Source organism: Thermodesulfobium sp. 4217-1, from assembly GCF_039822205.1.
GTDB lineage: Bacteria > Thermodesulfobiota > Thermodesulfobiia > Thermodesulfobiales > Thermodesulfobiaceae > Thermodesulfobium.
The window spans coordinates 32,103-49,269 of sequence record NZ_JBAGBW010000007.1; the positions used below are offsets into that span (position 1 = coordinate 32,103).

Annotated in this window: 18 protein-coding genes; 13 read left to right on the top strand and 5 right to left on the bottom strand. The window is 34.2% G+C overall.

The window, feature by feature from the left end; genetic code table 11:
* Positions 1-59: 59 nt before the first annotated feature.
* Genes V4762_RS04080 through clpX form a run of 13 tightly spaced genes read left to right on the top strand, consistent with a single transcriptional unit; the run spans position 60 to position 10,609 of the window.
* Positions 60-701, top strand: coding sequence for a DVU0298 family protein (locus V4762_RS04080; RefSeq protein ID WP_347314506.1), 642 nt, complete (start codon positions 60-62; stop codon positions 699-701).
* Positions 698-1,276: a YkgJ family cysteine cluster protein gene (locus V4762_RS04085; RefSeq protein ID WP_347314507.1), complete on the top strand. Its 579-nt coding sequence runs from the start codon at positions 698-700 to the stop codon at positions 1,274-1,276. Before V4762_RS04080 ends, V4762_RS04085 begins: the two co-directional genes overlap by 4 nt.
* Complete coding sequence (locus V4762_RS04090) at positions 1,269-1,919, top strand: HAD-IA family hydrolase (RefSeq protein ID WP_347314508.1); 651 nt, start codon at positions 1,269-1,271, stop codon at positions 1,917-1,919. Before V4762_RS04085 ends, V4762_RS04090 begins: the two co-directional genes overlap by 8 nt.
* 49 nt (positions 1,920-1,968) lie before the next feature.
* Positions 1,969-3,009, top strand: a complete 1,041-nt coding sequence (gene argC / locus V4762_RS04095; protein WP_347314509.1) for an N-acetyl-gamma-glutamyl-phosphate reductase — start codon at positions 1,969-1,971, stop codon at positions 3,007-3,009.
* A gap of 1 nt (position 3,010) precedes the next feature.
* On the top strand, positions 3,011-4,201 hold the full coding sequence (gene argJ, locus V4762_RS04100; protein WP_347314510.1) for a bifunctional glutamate N-acetyltransferase/amino-acid acetyltransferase ArgJ: 1,191 nt from the start codon (positions 3,011-3,013) through the stop codon (positions 4,199-4,201).
* Between the two features lie 8 nt (positions 4,202-4,209).
* Positions 4,210-5,076 carry an acetylglutamate kinase gene (argB, locus tag V4762_RS04105; protein WP_347314511.1) on the top strand — a complete coding sequence of 289 codons (867 nt, stop codon included), beginning with the start codon at positions 4,210-4,212 and terminating at the stop codon, positions 5,074-5,076.
* Entirely contained in the window at positions 5,066-5,323 is a 258-nt protein-coding gene (locus V4762_RS04110) for a hypothetical protein (RefSeq protein WP_347314512.1), read from the top strand. Before argB ends, V4762_RS04110 begins: the two co-directional genes overlap by 11 nt.
* Entirely contained in the window at positions 5,313-5,576 is a 264-nt protein-coding gene (locus V4762_RS04115; protein ID WP_347314513.1) for a co-chaperone GroES, read from the top strand. The genes V4762_RS04110 and V4762_RS04115 overlap by 11 nt, the downstream gene beginning before the upstream one ends.
* Positions 5,577-5,581: 5 nt before the next feature.
* On the top strand, positions 5,582-6,493 hold the full coding sequence (miaA, locus tag V4762_RS04120; protein WP_347314514.1) for a tRNA (adenosine(37)-N6)-dimethylallyltransferase MiaA: 912 nt from the start codon (positions 5,582-5,584) through the stop codon (positions 6,491-6,493).
* Positions 6,493-7,341 carry a diaminopimelate epimerase gene (gene dapF, locus V4762_RS04125; RefSeq protein ID WP_347314515.1) on the top strand — a complete coding sequence of 283 codons (849 nt, stop codon included), beginning with the start codon at positions 6,493-6,495 and terminating at the stop codon, positions 7,339-7,341. The genes miaA and dapF overlap by 1 nt, the downstream gene beginning before the upstream one ends.
* A gap of 27 nt (positions 7,342-7,368) precedes the next feature.
* Positions 7,369-8,730, top strand: a complete 1,362-nt coding sequence (tig, locus tag V4762_RS04130; protein WP_347314516.1) for a trigger factor — start codon at positions 7,369-7,371, stop codon at positions 8,728-8,730.
* A 29-nt stretch (positions 8,731-8,759) separates the two neighbouring features.
* Positions 8,760-9,359, top strand: coding sequence for an ATP-dependent Clp endopeptidase proteolytic subunit ClpP (gene clpP / locus V4762_RS04135; RefSeq protein WP_347314517.1), 600 nt, complete (start codon positions 8,760-8,762; stop codon positions 9,357-9,359).
* Positions 9,360-9,367: 8 nt separating this feature from the next.
* On the top strand, positions 9,368-10,609 hold the full coding sequence (clpX, locus tag V4762_RS04140) for an ATP-dependent Clp protease ATP-binding subunit ClpX (protein WP_347314518.1): 1,242 nt from the start codon (positions 9,368-9,370) through the stop codon (positions 10,607-10,609).
* A 63-nt stretch (positions 10,610-10,672) separates the two neighbouring features.
* Here clpX and V4762_RS04145 read toward each other — a convergent pair whose 3' ends face one another.
* From V4762_RS04145 to V4762_RS04165, 5 genes are read right to left on the bottom strand one after another with little or no spacing between them, the layout of a single operon-like run.
* Positions 10,673-10,930: a hypothetical protein gene (locus V4762_RS04145; RefSeq protein WP_347314519.1), complete on the bottom strand. Its 258-nt coding sequence runs from the start codon at positions 10,928-10,930 to the stop codon at positions 10,673-10,675.
* A 43-nt stretch (positions 10,931-10,973) separates the two neighbouring features.
* Positions 10,974-11,345, bottom strand: a complete 372-nt coding sequence (locus V4762_RS04150; protein WP_347314520.1) for a tetratricopeptide repeat protein — start codon at positions 11,343-11,345, stop codon at positions 10,974-10,976.
* Entirely contained in the window at positions 11,300-11,605 is a 306-nt protein-coding gene (locus tag V4762_RS04155; RefSeq protein ID WP_347314521.1) for a tetratricopeptide repeat protein, read from the bottom strand. The genes V4762_RS04150 and V4762_RS04155 overlap by 46 nt, the downstream gene beginning before the upstream one ends.
* A 2-nt stretch (positions 11,606-11,607) precedes the next feature.
* Positions 11,608-13,272 carry a sensor domain-containing diguanylate cyclase gene (locus V4762_RS04160; protein ID WP_347314522.1) on the bottom strand — a complete coding sequence of 555 codons (1,665 nt, stop codon included), beginning with the start codon at positions 13,270-13,272 and terminating at the stop codon, positions 11,608-11,610.
* Positions 13,273-13,316: 44 nt separating this feature from the next.
* Entirely contained in the window at positions 13,317-16,736 is a 3,420-nt protein-coding gene (locus V4762_RS04165) for a bifunctional diguanylate cyclase/phosphodiesterase (protein ID WP_347314523.1), read from the bottom strand.
* Between the last annotated feature and the right edge of the window lie 431 nt (positions 16,737-17,167).

Consider the following 17,167-nt stretch of genomic DNA (forward strand, 5'->3'; position numbering starts at 1 on the left):
TGCATAAAGTTATATTAAATATGTTAAAATAAAGCTCAGTAATATTAATGATAACATCAATGGAAATAATTTTAGAACTATTAAAAAATAGAAACTATGAAAAAATCGTCTTGCTTTGTAATGAAGAAAGACGATTTTGGTCTTTTTTAAAATCGCGACTCTATGATCCTGATATCCTAATAAAATATAGAGCAGTTGAGGCTATTGGTATATATATGAATAATTTATGGAATAAAAATGAAGAAAAAGTTAGAACTTTTATAAGAACTCTTCTGTGGTCACTGAATGACGAATCTGGAGGGATTGGATGGAGTTCTGCGCCAGCAATAGCACAGATAATTATCCACATCCCATCTTTAAAAGATCCGTATCTCTCAATGGCTATGAACGCTCTTGACGAAGAGCTTCTGAAAAAGCCAATTTTGTGGGCTGTCGCAAAAGTGGGCAAAAGAGCTTGGGATGATGTAGAATTTCACAAAGACAATTTTCTTAAAACCTTTTGTGCGACAGATATGGAAACAGTTGGTTATGCCACGATTGCAGCAATAAAAACTGGCTATCAAGAATCAATTGAGCATATTTTAAATTTTCAAAAAAGCGTTAAAAATCTTAATTTTCAGTTTCCTTATTTTGTGGACGGTTTTTTTGTCGAACAAGATTTGAATAGCTTAATAAATGACGCCGTCTCCCAACTCAGATGAATAAAATATTAGATAGCTTAGAAAAACTTTATGAAGACGTAGAAAATGAATTTTCTACAATTGGCAAAAATTACGATTTTAACTGCTCTGGTTGTGCTACAAACTGTTGCACTACTCTTTTCTACCACTATACTTTTGTTGAGGAATATATGTTGCGATTCGGGTTATCGAAAGTTGATAGCGACATTAGATCGTCAATAATTGAAAACTCAAAAAGATATATATTTAAAAAGGAAAATTTTTCTGGAAAGGGTAAGTTTAAAATGATGTGTCCGGCCAATAAAGATGGCCTTTGTATAATATATAAATATAGGCCTATGATATGCAGAATACACGGCGTTCCATCAAAGCTCGCCTTTCCAAATGGCAGGGTTGATTTTTATAAAGGCTGTGAGGTTATGGCTTCCAAATTTTTTGAATTTCCTTATTTTTTAGACAGGACAAGGTTCTTCCAGAATTTAAGTTTAATAGAACAAAAATTCAGAAAAGAATTCGGCAAGCCCCTTGGTTACAAATTCAAAAAAACTATAGCACAGATGATTTTGAGCAAAGACTTAGATAATTTAGATGTATAAAAGTATTTTTAGAAAAAACGTTGACAACGTTTTCTTAGACTTTGATGGGACTTTGGTTCACAAGGAATTCGATCGCTACTTTTGGTCTGAATATGTCCCATTGCAGTATTCAATAAAAAATAATTTTTCAATAGAAGATTCAAAAGAAAAACTTTATTGCCTTTACAATAGCTATAAGGGACAGCTTTGTTGGTCTGATATAGATTTTTGGTCTTCAAAGTTAAACCTTGACATAGAGAAGCTCACAATGTCCATTTCAGATCTCATAAAACCATCAAAAGGACTTTATCAATTTTTTTCTTTTGCAAAGAAACACAACAAAAAAATTTATATATTAACAAACGCACATAAAAAAACAATAAATATTAAGCTTACAAAGATTCATATTGAAAAACAAATTGATAGGATTATAACCTGTTTTGATTTGGGATACCCAAAAGAAAATATTGAATTTTGGAAAAAGCTTAAGCTAAGAATTGAATTCGATCCAGAAAAATCTGTTTTCATCGATGACCTGGAAGAGAACTTGATACAAGCAAAGAAAATAGGCATAAAAAATGTCTGGCTGAAGGTGGAAAAAGAGGAAATAAGCGATATTTCCTCAAGCTTTTTTTACTTTGATTCATTTGAAAATTTATTATAATCAAATATAGAATTTATAAGTCTTTAAATACCTTAAACAAGGAGGCTGTATGAAAAAGATTAAAGTTGGCATATTTGGCGCAACTGGATACGCTGGTTTAAATATATTTAGAATTTTATCAAATCACCCTTTTGTCGAGCTTAAGTTTTTATCATCACACTCCAATAGCGGCGAAAGCTATAAGAAATTGTTTCCATCCTTCGATACAAACATAGTGCTCGGACCCACCGATCCAGAGGCAGCAAAAGACTTAGACGCTTGTTTCATAGCGCTGCCAGCAGGAGAAACGTCAAAGTTTATACCAAAATTAATTCATTCGAACAAAGACATAGTAATTATCGACCTTGGAGCAGATTTTAGGTTTCAAGACAAAGAAATTTATGAAAAAACCTATTGTATAGAGCATAACTGTCCAGATGTGCTGCAGAATTCAGTTTATGGCCTGCCAGAAGTAAACAGGGAAAAGATTAAAACTGCAAAACTTATTGGAAACCCGGGCTGCTACCCTACCAGCGTGATTTTAGGACTATATCCAATAGTTGATTACTTTGGGGGAGACATAGGGACCATAATCGCTGACTCAAAATCAGGTGTAAGCGGAGCTGGCAGAAAAATTTCTAAAGATTTCCTTTTCTGCGAGGTAAACGAGAGCGTAAAACCCTATGGAGCCAAGTTCCACAGACATCAACCAGAAATGAACGACCAAATAAAGCTAATTTCAAAAGATGCTCCAGAATTAATCTTTACGCCGCACCTTATCCCAATGCAAAGAGGAATACTCTCGACAATTTATGTGCTCTTCAACAAAGAGATACCAGATGAAAAGACTATAAAAGAGCTTTTTTATGAAAAATACAAAAATGAAAAGTTCGTTCAAATACTTGACAATGACCTGCCAAATACGTCAATGGTAAGGTCTAGCAACCTGTGTGCGATAAATATTTGTAAAACCTCAGATAATACTGTAAAAATTTTTAGCGCGATTGATAACCTGATAAAAGGCGCCGCAGGTCAAGCAGTCCAAAACCTAAATATTATTTTTGACTTCCCCGAAGAATTGTCCTTAACTAATGTCCCGGAGGTAATATAAATTGTCAAATTTCCCCGAAAATTTTAATTTTGCAGGAATTCGTTGCGGGCTAAAGCTGTCAGGCAGAAAAGACCTTGGCGCTATTGTATGCAAGAAAGGGGCGCTGACCTTTGCAGTATTTACTCAAAATAGCGTTGCAGCAGCTCCTGTAAAAATTTCCAAAGAAAGACTGAGCAAAAACAAGCTCATAAAGGCTATCCTTATTAATTCAGGCAATGCAAATGCAGCCACAGGAATTGACGGCTACAACGACGCCATAGAAATATCAAAGAAATTTTCACAACTGCTAAATATCAAAGAAGAAGAGATATTGTTAGCATCCACAGGTATAATTGGCGTAAGACTTGACAAAGACAAGATAATAAACAAGATGCCAGAGTTAGCGGCAAGCTTAGACAACAATAATCATAAAGATTTTATAGAGTCGATAATGACCACTGATAGCTTTGAAAAAGAATATTTTGAAACGATACCCTCAGCAGAGTCAGGTGACATACACATAAGGGCTTACGCCAAAGGCTGCGGTATGATTTGCCCAAATCTTGCCACAATGCTGGTTTTTATCACATCAGACATCAATGCTGACGAAGATATATTGAAAGAAATATTTACTGACTGTGTAAATAGAAGTTTCAACGCAATATCAGTAGATGGTGACACATCTACCAATGACTCAGTTTTTTTTATGACAGACATGCTATATCCGAAGAATAAAATAAACAACAAAAACGATGAATTGATGTTAGCTTTTGAAAAAGCTCTAAATAGATGCTGCACAAAGTTAGCAAACGACATAGTAAGAGATGGAGAAGGATCTACAAAAATCCTTGAAGTTAGAGCCACTGGTTTTGCCAACGAAAAGGATGCAAAAAAAGTTGCCTCAAATATTGCAAAATCAACCCTTGTGAAATGCGCCTTTTTTGGCTCTGATCCGAATTGGGGCAGAATACTATGTGCTGCAGGAAACACAAATCTGATCGATGAAGACTCTGTTTCAATAAAGATTTTTGACACTGAGGTATACAACAGAAAACCTATTGAATTTAAAAAAGATGAGCTTAGCAAAGAGATTTCAGCAAATGAAAGGGTTATAATAGAAATTCATAATAACAGTGGAGATAAAAGTTTTACTTTCTATGGTTGCGATCTAACCTTTGATTATGTTAAGTTAAATTCAGAATACTCAACGTGAGGTGTAAATTGTTTGACAAAAAAAATCAAGCAAAAATAATTATTGACGCACTGCCCTATTTTAAACAGTTCAACAACCAGATAATCGTAATTAAATACGGCGGTTCTATTTTGGAATCTGAGGACGTAAACGATGCGCTCTTCCAGGACATCGTACTGCTCAGCTATCTGGGCGTAAAAATTGTACTTATTCACGGCGGAGGCCCAGAGATTTCAAGATGGCAAAAAATTCTTAATATAGAAACCAAATTTATCGAAGGACTAAGGGTCACAGATTCAAAAACTATGGAAATTACCGAGATGATACTGTCTGGTAAGGTAAATAAAAATATAGTAGCCAAGATTCAAAATTATGGCGGCAAAGCAGTGGGAATATGCGGCAAAGACGGCGGAACGATAATGGCTAAGAAGAAATCGGAAAAATACGGCTTTGTTGGAGAAATTGTGAACATAAATCCATCTCTACTGTCTGCCCTTGTAAACTCAAACTATGTGCCAGTTATGTCGCCAATCGCTTATGATGAGGATGGTATCTCTCTAAACATAAATGCCGACTTTGTCGCAGGAAAGATCGCGTCATCGCTTGGTGCAAAGAGGCTTTTGTATCTGACAGACGTACCAGGGATACTACTAAACAAAGACGATCCATCTACAATTTTGTCCAAAGTAAAGACATCAGAAATAGACAATCTAATAGAGGAGGGAGTCCTCTCCAAGGGCATGATACCAAAAACCTTGTCTGCAAAAGAGGCGATAGAATCTGGAATTGAAGCAGTTCACGTTATCGATGGCAGAGAACCTCACTCGCTCTTGCTCGAAGTCCTTACCCCTGAGGGAGTGGGAACCATGATAGTAGGTGAAAATTATGACAAATAAACCTGTGCTTTATACCTATCCTGGAAATAAATACTGCCAAATCTTAGAAAGATATATAAATGATAAAGGCTTAGGCGTAGAGATAGTATCTGTATACGATATGTACTGCATGAATCAAAATCAGAAAGATATAAAAACAATTTTCAAAAAAGTTGGGCTTGAAACCTTGCCTATCTTAAAGTTTGAAAACAAATATTTTGCTGACTTTGATGAAATAGAAAGGATATTGAATAAAATTGACAATTAGACCCTTAGACAATATGATACTTGTGCGGGCAATGAGCCCAAGCGATAGGACATCCTCAGGAATACTCATACCAGAAACTGTTAAAGAAAGTCCAAAGGAAGGTCTTGTGATAGCAATAGGTGACTCATCAGAAATCAAAGTAAAAGTAGGCGATCAAGTAATATTTTCAAAAGATATGGGTTTCGAAATAACTTTCGAGGGGAATTCCTATCTTATTTTGCCAAACAAAGCTATTCTTGCGGTAATTGAATAACAATTGTGAATAAAGTTTTTATTTTACTTGGACAAACCTGTACTGGAAAAACAAATATTTCTGTAGAAGTTGCGCAAGAATTGCCAATAGAAATTATATCCGCTGATTCCAGACAAGTATATAAACATATGGATATTGGAACCGCAAAGCCCACAAAAGAGGAAATGAGAGGGATAGCGCATTATCTTGTTGATATAATATATCCAACAGAAGAATTTAATGCATACATTTTTCAAACAAAGGCATTAGAGTTAATTGAAGATATAATAAATAGATCGAAGATACCCCTGATAGTAGGTGGAACTGCCCTTTACTTAAAGGGATTAATTGAAGGTTACAACTTTGCTTGCGGAACCAAAGACAAAGAATTACGAAATAGGTTAAAAGAAATAGGAACAGAAAAAGGCTTTGAATACCTTTACCAAAGACTTTTGGAAATAGACCCAGATTATGCCCGATCTATTTCCCCTATTGATGAAATAAGAATAATAAGGGCATTGGAAGTTTACGAGGTCTCAGGAGAAATTTTTTCAAAATCAGCAAATATATCAGAAAAGAAGTATGATTATAAAGTTTTTGGCTTAAAACTTGATAGAGGGTTGCTTTACGAAAGAATAAACAAGCGTGTCGACGTAATGATTGAACAAAACCTAATAGATGAAGTAAAATTTCTTATTGATAAGTATGATATAAATACTATGGCTTTTCAAACTTATGGATATAAGGAAATAATAGATTATCTTGTAAACAACTTGCCCCTTGAAGAGGCAATTGAACTTATAAAGAAGAACACAAGGAATTTTGCAAAAAGACAGATGACATGGTTTAAAAAAATAAATACAGAATGGATTGAAAACATAGATTATAATATTAGTGCAAATTGCTTATTAAAAAAAATTAAGGAGGAATTGGATTAGTGAAGTTTTACAAAATGCAAGGAGCTGGTAACGATTTTGTTATGCTTTTACCAGAAGAATCCAAATACGTAGAGTCAAACGATCCTGCTGAAATTTCTGAAAAGCTGTGCGATAGACATTTTGGGATTGGCGCCGATGGCTTGATCCTTATGCTGCCGTCAGATACAGCTGATTTAAAAATGAGAATTTTCAATGCAGATGGCAGTGAAGCCGAAATGTGCGGAAACGGAATAAGATGTTTTGCTAAATTAGCAAAAGATATGAAGATAGTAAACAAGGACAAAATAAAGGTAGAAACGCTTGCTGGCATCATTGTGCCAGAAGTTGTAAAGTTCGATGGCAGAAAATCACTAGTTCGAGTAGATATGGGTACTCCAAATTTAAAGCCAGAATCAATTCCAATTTTGGGCTTTGAGGGAAAAGATGCTGTTATAAATGAAAAAATTCAAATAAATGATAAGACATTTTTAAATGTAACCTGTGTTTCAATGGGGAACCCTCATACAGTAATTTTTATGGATTATGATATAAAGAGTTTCCCAATAGAAGGCATTGCGCCTGAAGTAGAACATTCAGCATGGTTTCCGAAAAAAACTAATGTAGAATTTGCAAAGGTAATATCGAAAAATGATATAGAGCTCAGGGTTTGGGAAAGAGGAGTAGGAGAGACTTTGGCTTGTGGAACTGGAGCCTGTGCTACTGCTGTCGCTGCAAAATTAAATGGCTTAGTAGATTGCAACGTAAACATTCACCTTCCAGGTGGAGTGCTCTACATAGAATACAACACAGTCAATGTGTTTATGACTGCCAACGCAACCATGGTATTCGAAGGCGAAATTGAAATATAAATATAAATATAAATTAGGAGGATAAAATTGGACTATTCAAAGACATATGAATCAACAACAAAAGTTGAGTTTGATGTAATATTTCCAAAAGAGGAAGTAGCAAGCGAATGGAAACAGACATTTAACGCCCTCGCAAATAGAACAAGCATAGCAGGATTTAGAAAGGGCAAGGTGCCAAAAAATATATTAGAAAAGGTAATACAAGATGAAGAGATAGTAGAGAACCTCAAAGAAATGCTATTGAGAAAGTCATTTAACCAGATAAAGAATGAACATAGCGATGAGCATCTTTACAACGTTTTAAAAGAAGACGAATCAGAGATCCAAAAAGATAAAGACTATAAGTTTAAGATGGTATTTGAATACTGGCCAGACCCAGAATTGGGAGATTATAGATCGATAAGTATAAAAGCCAATGAAGTAGCAGTCTCTGATGAAGAGGTCGAAGAACAATTAAACTTAATACTCCAAAGCTTTGCAAAGTGGAATAACGTCGAAGAGGGAGAGATTCAGTTAAAAGATGTCGTAGAGATAACTATGGACACAAAAGACGAGAACAACGAAGATGTAAAAGAATATACTGGAGAATCAGCCATTTCTATCAATCCAGATATCAAAGATAGACTGAAACCTCTCAGGGACGTCTTAATAGGGAAAAAAGTTGGCGATGAAGTCGAATGTGATATAGAGTTAGAGTCAGAAGAAGCAAAAAAAACTGCCCATATAAAGGCAAAGATTGATTCCATAAGAAGAAAAGAGCTATCAAATTGGTCTGATATTGATTTACAAGCGAATTTTCAAGTAGACAGCATGGATGACCTTAAAGATCAACAAAAAAATATGATTCTTATGAACAAACTCCAGCAAGAAATTGAAAATCAGAAAAATGCAATATTAGATAAGATTAGAGAAATGAGCAAGATATACATTCCAGAAACTGCCCTGCAATTAGAAAGGCAACAGTATATAAGCGATCTGGAAAAGAGACTGAAAAATAGACAGGTTTCAAAAGAAGAGGTGGAAGCCTTAAATAGCGGCAAGGATGAATTCTCAGAATTTGCAGATGCGACGGTAAAGAAGTCAATAGAGGAGCTTCTAATAATTGAAAAGGTCTCAAAAGATTTGGGCATAATAATAGAAGATGCTGAAATTGAACAAAGGTTGAGAGCCTACAGAAAAGATATTGGAGAAGAAGATTTAGAAAAGTGGATCTTAGAGCTTAAAAATGACAAAAGGACCTGGGGACAAATAATGGCTGATGTCAGAAGAGAAAGGGTTTTCTCTGCCCTGTTGACAATGTGCATCGAAAGAGAATCCGAAGACAAAGCCACTGATAGCGCTGAGGAGGCTTCCAAGTCTGAAGGCTCAGAAAGTGAATTAAAGAGTTAAATCAAATTAACCTTAGGATGGTGAAGAAGATGAATATTTCAAATAGTATTCTGATACCAACAGTTACTGAAAGAACTTCCCATGGGGAAAGAGTTTACGATATATTTTCGAAGCTATTAAACGATAGGATTATATTTTTAGGCACTGCAATAAATGAAGATGTAGCAAATCTTGTGGTAGCGCAAATGCTCTTCTTAGAAGCAGACGACCCACAAAGAGATATCTTTCTTTACATAAATAGCCCTGGAGGTGTGGTATCTGCAGGACTTGCTATCTATGACACTATGCAATATGTAAAATCAAAAGTTAACACGATTTGTTTCGGACAGGCTGCCAGCATGGCTGCAGTCATACTTGCAGCAGGCGAAAAGGGCAAGAGGTATTGCCTTCCAAACGCAAGAGTCCTTATCCATCAGCCTTTGGGCGGAGCAGAGGGACAGGCAACTGATATTGCCATCCAGGCAAAAGAGATCTTGAAGATAAAGGATGCACTGAACTTAATATTATCCAATCACACTGGAAAAAATATATCGAAAATCAAGAACGATACAGAGAGAGATTTTTATATGGATGCCAAGCAGGCAAAAGAATATGGAATTATTGATGAAATTCTGGAAAAGAGAGAATAATCGAAGATATGGACAATGAAAATTTACAGAAATGTTCTTTTTGCGGCAAGAACTCGAAAGAAGTCGATAAGTTTTTCTCTGGAAAAAATGGCTCTTTGATATGCAGCGATTGCATAAAAATTGCAAACAAGATACTTGAAAAAGAAGAGGAAGAAAAACTTCTTGAAAATTATAACAACACCATAAATAAGCTAAAACCAAAAGAGATATTTTCAAAGCTATCAGAATATGTGATAGGTCAAGAAGATGTAAAAAAGGTTTTATCAGTGGCAGTTTACAATCACTACAAGAGAATAATGCAAGAAAAGAGCGATAACGACGTCGAGATTTTAAAAAGCAATATCTTATTGATTGGACCGACTGGAACAGGCAAAACCCTGCTGGCCCAGACACTTGCAAAGATATTAAACGTTCCGTTTGCAATAGCTGATGCCACTACCCTTACAGAGGCAGGCTATGTGGGTGAAGACGTCGAAAATGTTCTCTTAAGGCTTATTCAGGCCGCTAATTATGATATTCATGCTGCTGAAAAAGGCATTATTTACATAGATGAGATAGACAAGATCGGCAGAAAATCTGAAAATACATCCATTACCAGAGATGTATCAGGAGAAGGTGTCCAACAGGCATTGTTAAAAATTCTTGAAGGCACGGTTGCGAATGTCCCACCCCAGGGCGGCAGAAAACACCCTCAACAAGAGTTTATACAGATAAACACTGAAAATATACTATTTATTTGCGGCGGTTCCTTCGAAAAGGTTGAAGAGATAGTATATTCAAGAATTGGCAAGAAAAATATCGGCTTTATATCCAAGAGCAATAAAGATGGAGACATCAAGCAAGAAGAGCAAAAGTGGAAGATATTACAGGAAAACATTCTGCCAGAAGACCTCATACACTTTGGACTTATTCCTGAATTGGTCGGTCGCTTGCCTATCATATCAGTTTTGAGCCCTCTTGATGAGGCTTTATTAAAAAAGATTTTAACAGAGCCAAAAAATGCGATCCTAAAACAGTACAAGAAACTTATGGATATGGACAATATATCTCTAAATTTCGACGATGCATCTTTGGACTTTATTGTAAAAGAAGCGATAAAAAGAAATACAGGCGCCAGAGGTCTAAGATCTATAATGGAGACTATCATGTTAGACATTATGTTTGAAACGTCTTCGTTTACAAAAGATAGCACGCTCGACATTGATGAGGGATTTGTAAAAGATAAGCTAACCCCTAAAAAAGTTGGTTAATGATAATATACGTATTATCGCTTGCAGCCGTTAAGATATCTTAACGGCTGCGATAAAAAGGATTTATTTTTTGTTTTCTTCGTCAAAAATGCTCAAATATTGATCAATAATAAACTCTAAATATATGCACTTTTCGCCTTCAATACAAGAATCAGCATCAGACTTGTCCAGATATGCATATCTCTTAAAATTTCCCTTAAAGAAATTTATCAACCAAGCGTTTTTGTCTTCTTCGAATACGACACTGAAATTCAGTTTGTTTTCTCCCAAATTTGGGTATATCTCTCTTAACTTGTTTGCTAAGCCTACCGCAGTATACATTGGCCCTCCTTAAATTTTGATATTTTTATCAAATATATCAAATTTAGTTATTGCTATCAAGCCTTCTCGCATTAGCAGAATCTCTTTCTGAGTTTGTATAGTCACCCAATGCATAATATGCACTTGCTCTATTAAAATATGCCACAGACATATTTGAGTTAATGTCTATTGCGCTGCTATATGCAACGACTGCCTTATTAAATTCACGCGAATCATAATAGCTAACCCCCAGATTGTTATAATAGCTTGCATTTTTCGGGTTTAAGTCTATTGCCTTTTGGTAGTCTCTTATCGAAAGATCGTAGTTTTTTGTTTTATAGTATGATATTCCCCTGCCCTCATACGCATCAGCGTTTTTTGGGTTTAGCTCTATTGCCTTTGAAAAATCTTGAATTGCTTTGTCGTATTCGTGCAATTTGAAATATGAGTTTGCCCTATTACATAAGCATCAACCAGTTTTGGATTTGACTCTATAGCCATATTATAAAATGATATAGCCTTGAAATACTCTTTCTTATCAAAAAATGAATTTGCCGAATTTAAATACCCCCTATCACTTCCATTGAAAAATAGAAGTGGAAATAAAAATATCAAAAACAACACAAAAACGCTGATAATAAAAAATTTTTTAACTGTTAACTCTACCCCTCTGTCAAATTTTACATCTAAAATCAACCTTACTCTTCATAACGTACACAATTTTTTCCAACGGCTTTAGCCTCATACATCAGATTATCGGCTCTTTCTATCAATGAGTCAACGCTGTCCCATTGGCGAGATCCTGCAATGCCGCAGCTTACAGTAATGCCATTAATGTCCTCAATTTTTAAATTACTCAATCTAACCCTAATCTCTTCTGCTAATATTGAAGCTTTTTGTGGAGTGGTTTCAGGGAGCAATATTACAAATTCCTCGCCGCCCCAGCGTGCAAATATATCAATTTTTCTTATTCTATCTTTTATCGTCTCAGATAAACTTTTTAAAACTAAATCCCCTGCATTGTGACCGAACTTGTCGTTTATGCTCTTGAAATTGTCAATATCGAGCATTATTACAGAAAATTTAGAACTCGTCCTCTTTATCCTCTCTATTTCTTCATCCAATCTTTCAAGAAAATATCGACGGTTATATATGCTTGTCAAAGGATCTGTAACTGACAGAAGATAGAGCTCTTTTTCTATATTTTTATACGCAGTAACGTCATTGGCATAATGAAGGTATATGTCACCTCCTAATGGTATCCACCAGGTATCCCATACTTTGTCTTCAAGCTCCACTTCAATGTTTATCGATTCATTTCTTAACAATGCCTCATCAGCCTTACAAAAATAGCACTTTGTATCAGGCAAAGGCACGCTTGTATTTTCATATACATCTCTATTTGTTTTCTGTATGTAAATATTTTTGTGAATTTCTTCCCAGCAATAGCCATTAACCTTAGTATGAAATAACTTTTCAGCCATCTTGTTTTGTGCAAGAATTTTTTTGTTCTTTGTAATCAGCCAGGCAGGGGTAGGCAAACCCCCCAGCATTAATCTGGGTCGATCTTCCTTAATCTTGTTTTCTTCTTCCAACTTCTTTTGTTCACTAATATCCCTTGCAATCCCTACTGAATACCAATTATCCTTAAAATTAAAAATTGATAAAGAAACTTCTATAAAGACCTCTCTTCCATCTTTATTTCTTGCTTTCATTTCTACTGCCCTATCTAAGGAATTTCCTTTTCCTTCTAAAAAGTTATGCTTTATCGTCCCAATATGGGGCTTATAATAACTACCAGGAACGAGAAATTGATCCAATTTCTTCCAAATAACTTCTTCCCAAGAATAGCCAAAGAGCTTTTCTGCAGCTTTATTCCAAAAGGTTACTCTATCTTGATCGTCGATTATTACAATAGCATCCCAAACTGAGTTAATGACCACATCAAATTTTAGTTGGGCCTCTTGCATCTCATCTTCTATTAGAACTCTTTCTGTAATGTCAGAGATAAAGGCAATGCATAGGTTTTTGCCCCTGTAGCTAATAAGCTGCAAGTTCACCTCTACAGGATAAAGAGTGCCGTCTTTTCGGCGATGCTTAGTTTGAAAAGAAATACTCCCTTTTTCACCCTTTATCAAGGGTTCAAGCAGCCTCTTAAAGCGATCCACGCTCATCTCTGGATTCAAGTCAACTGGGGTCATATTACTTAAATCTTCCGATGAGAATCCTAAATTCTTCCTGGCAGCCTGATTTACAGCAAAAAATTTTAAACTCTTTGGATGGAAAATATATATCTCATTAATAGATTTCTCAAAAAGCTGTCTCAAAAAACTCTTTTTTCTCAAGTCAATTCTGAAATCCAACCTATTCTCCAGATTAAAGTCTCCAAAAAATTTATTTATAACCCTTAAATGTTACCTAAAATTTCACCAAGCTCATCTCTTGGCATCGGCCTATAGAACAAATATCCCTGAAAGTAATCACAATTCATAGATTTTAGAATATCAAACTGCTCTACAGTTTCTACTCCTTCTGCAATTGTCTTTATATTTAGCGAATGTGCAAGAAAAATAATGGAATTTATAATGTTTCTTGTTTTAGAGTTTTCTATACCTCTTATGAAAGATATATCTATCTTTAGCGTCTCAATGTCAAGCATTGACAGGTAAGACAAGGAGGAAAATCCAGTGCCAAAGTCATCCAAAGAAAAATATATGCCATATTTTTTTAACTCTCTAATAAGATCTGAAATATAATCAAAGCTGTTTATAAATGCTCTTTCAACAATCTCTATTTTCAATAAATCCATTTGCAGGTGATGAAATTTTAGTTTAGAAAATAAATCATCCCTCAAACTCCTTTGCATCAAACTTTTAGAAGAAAGGTTAATTGATATAGGAATCGTTTTTTTAAAGGATTGCAAGTCATCAAGGACATTCTCTATGAGTTGGTGTTCTGCATCTATTATAAGAGGGGTTTTTTCTAAATATTCTATAAAATCAATTGGAGGAATTATTTTACCATCTTTATTCCAGCGCATTAAAGCCTCTGCCCCAACAATTTTTCTATCTTTATTTACATAAGGTTGATAAAAGGCAATAAATTCTTTGTTTGCTACCGCAAGATCTAAATCTAACTTTAGTCTTAAAGCTTTTGTAGCCTCTATTTCTAAATCCTGCCTGAAAAAACCTATCTGGTTTTCTCCTTTTTCTTTGGCATCTGCAAGAGCTATCATGGCTTTATTTAGTAAATCTTCAGAAGTATTAGCATCCCTAGGAAACAGGCTAAGTCCTATGTTAAATGAAACAGAAATATTTTTATTCAACATCTCATAGGGTTCTATAATATCACTTAAGATCTTTGAAACTACTATAAGTATGTCCTCTTCCGCTTTTAAATCTTTAACTAGAATGCCAAATCTGTCAGATTCAAGCTTCGCTATAACATCGTATGCCTTTAGATTGTCCTTCAACCTCTGAGCTATTTTTTTTAGCATATAATCTCCAACTTCAAAACCATAGGCTTCGTTTATTCTTTTAAAGTTTAGAGGATTTATTATAGCTACTGAAAAAATCTGGTTTTCAGATTTCGCTCTTTCTAAAAGTTTTTCTAACTCCATTTTAAATGAGTTTAAATTAATTAATCCAGTTGTGCCATCATAATTAACTAATCTGTCTAATTCTCTTAAAAGCTCATCATCTTTCTCAATTTCTTTGCCTACTACTATATAATGCGTAATATTTGAACCCTCAAAAAAAGGCGTTATATTGACATAAAAATCCTTTAATAAGCCATTTTTAATTCTATATTTAATTAATCCTGAGTAAGTATTTCCAGATTTCAGAATTTTGTAAAATTTTTTTGAAAACTCTTTTGTATGCGTTCTTGGAGAAAATATAGAGTGGTGTTTACCTATAATCTCATCTTTCGAATAACCAAATATTCTAAGAGCTCTATCATTTACATATACTATGTTAAAATTACTGTCAGTAACTGCTACAAACTCAAAACCAGCATCCAAAGCACTAAGAGTTATCTTTGAGAACTTTTCATCTTCCAGTTTATTCAGGATAAATTCAATTTGTTGCTGAATTACTTTAAATAAGTTAAATATCTCATTATTGAAAAGACTTTTAGTAAAAATTAGAACAAGAGAACCAATAATATCTTCTTTAAAGGATATGCTTAGCGCAATACAAGAATTAAACCCATAAGAGCAAACAAATTCTCTAAATGGGCAAATATCCTGTGAGCAAATGTCTTCTAATAAATATATACCTTTACTGTTTAGACTCTTTATTAGAGGTTCATCTGATTGTAAAAACTTATTATTTGTAAATAGGCGACCTACCATTTTCGCCTTATCTAAATATCCTTGAAATCTATCATCTTTAGCTGAAAAGTAGACAACTTCAAAATTTTTATTACTTTTTAAAAGTACATAAGACACTTCCATACCCAGATTTTCAACTAAAAGCATGGGTAAGGACGATAAAAATTCTTCCTTTGTTTTTATTTTCAGAGATAAATTGCTAATTTCATACAAGGTATTATAAATCCTTGATTTCAACTCTAATCGATCTTCATATTCTACAAGTTTTGTAACATCCATTGATAGATCAACAAAACGATAAACTTCACCATCTTGCATAACAGGTATTATTATTGAATCAAGATAAAAAATTGAACCATCCTTTGCTTTGTTTACAAACCTACAAGTACAAGACTCTCCTGACAAGATCTTTTTCCAAAGCTTTTCATAAAAAGTTTTATCATGATGCCCTGACTTAAATATTCTTGGATTATTGCCAATGAGCGCCTCTTTAGGGTAACCTGATATATCAGAAACAGCCTTGTTTGCGTCTATTATAGTGCCATCTCTATCTGTGATTACCGCCCACTCGTGAGACACAGAGATAGCCTGGTTTAAAACAAGAATATTTTTCTGGGATTCTATCTTTTCCAAAGCAAAAGATAGATCTAACTGCATCTCATCCAAAAGGTGTAAATGATCTTCGTCACAAGAATTTTTTACATTATCATGGATTGACAAAATATATTCTACCTTATTATTTTTTAATATTGGAATAGAGCAAGCAGACTGGATATCGTATTTATTGTAAAAATCATGCCAATAGAAAGTAGTTTGAAGTTTCGAGATTTGCGGGACCATGCTCACCTTTCTTGTATGATAAGCTTTGGATACAGAACCTCTCCCATAAGGGGTAGACTCATCTACGCCTTCTATATTATTTTTAATATCATCTTGTAACTCTTTTGTTTTTGCCCTTGTATAGATTTTTTTAAAGAGATTATCTTTATCCACGTAGCCTATTGCACAATCTAAATACCCCACCTCATCGACTATTATGTCACAAGCCTTTTCCAACAAATCCTGCTCATTATCTACTCTTACTATTAGTTGATTTATTTGGCTTAGAGTGAAAAAAAGCTTTTCGTATGACTTTTCCTTAGTTCTGTCTAAAATAAGCACCAAGCCAGAGGGTTTGTTTTCATACTCTATAGTATAAGCAAATAAGGCTACAGGAACAAATGTGTTTGATTTTGATAAAAGAAAGTGTTGAGAATACTCTACAGTAAAAAATTCTCCCTTTGTACGTCTTATTAGATTTACTTTTATTTCTTCTTTAATCGTTCTCATAGCAATATCCAATATGCTCTTACCAATAAGCTCATCTGGGCTCTCATAACCTAAAATTTCAGCAATACGTTTATTTGCAAAAACTATCCTGCCATCTTCTCCCTGGTTTATATAAACGCCAAACAAAGAAGAGCGCAATATTGCTTCAAAAAAATCTAAACTCATAAATATTACCCCTAATTAAATAAAAATTTTAGCTTTCTACAAGCAGCAAAATTTAAAGAGTATAGTTTGGAATTATAACATATATAATTATCAATAAGATCAATAAATAAAAACATTCTATAACATTTAACTATTAGAATCAAATTTAACTTCTGCCACCAAAAATCAACCAAAAAATATAAGAAATATGATCGCAAGCTCTGCACCTTTAAAAAAGGAGTAGTTAGAGCAAAACCATCGCAAAAGTAGTTTTATTTTTATCATGAGATGTATATGATTATTTTTAGCAGGCGCTATCAGTGACAGTTTCAGATTTAAGAGTTTATAATTATCTTATCGAGATTTTTGAATATTTAAAATACCAAGCTTTTTAGAATTAGAGATTTCAAATGACTAAGTTTAACGCTTGATAAATTATGACTGGAGGAAAT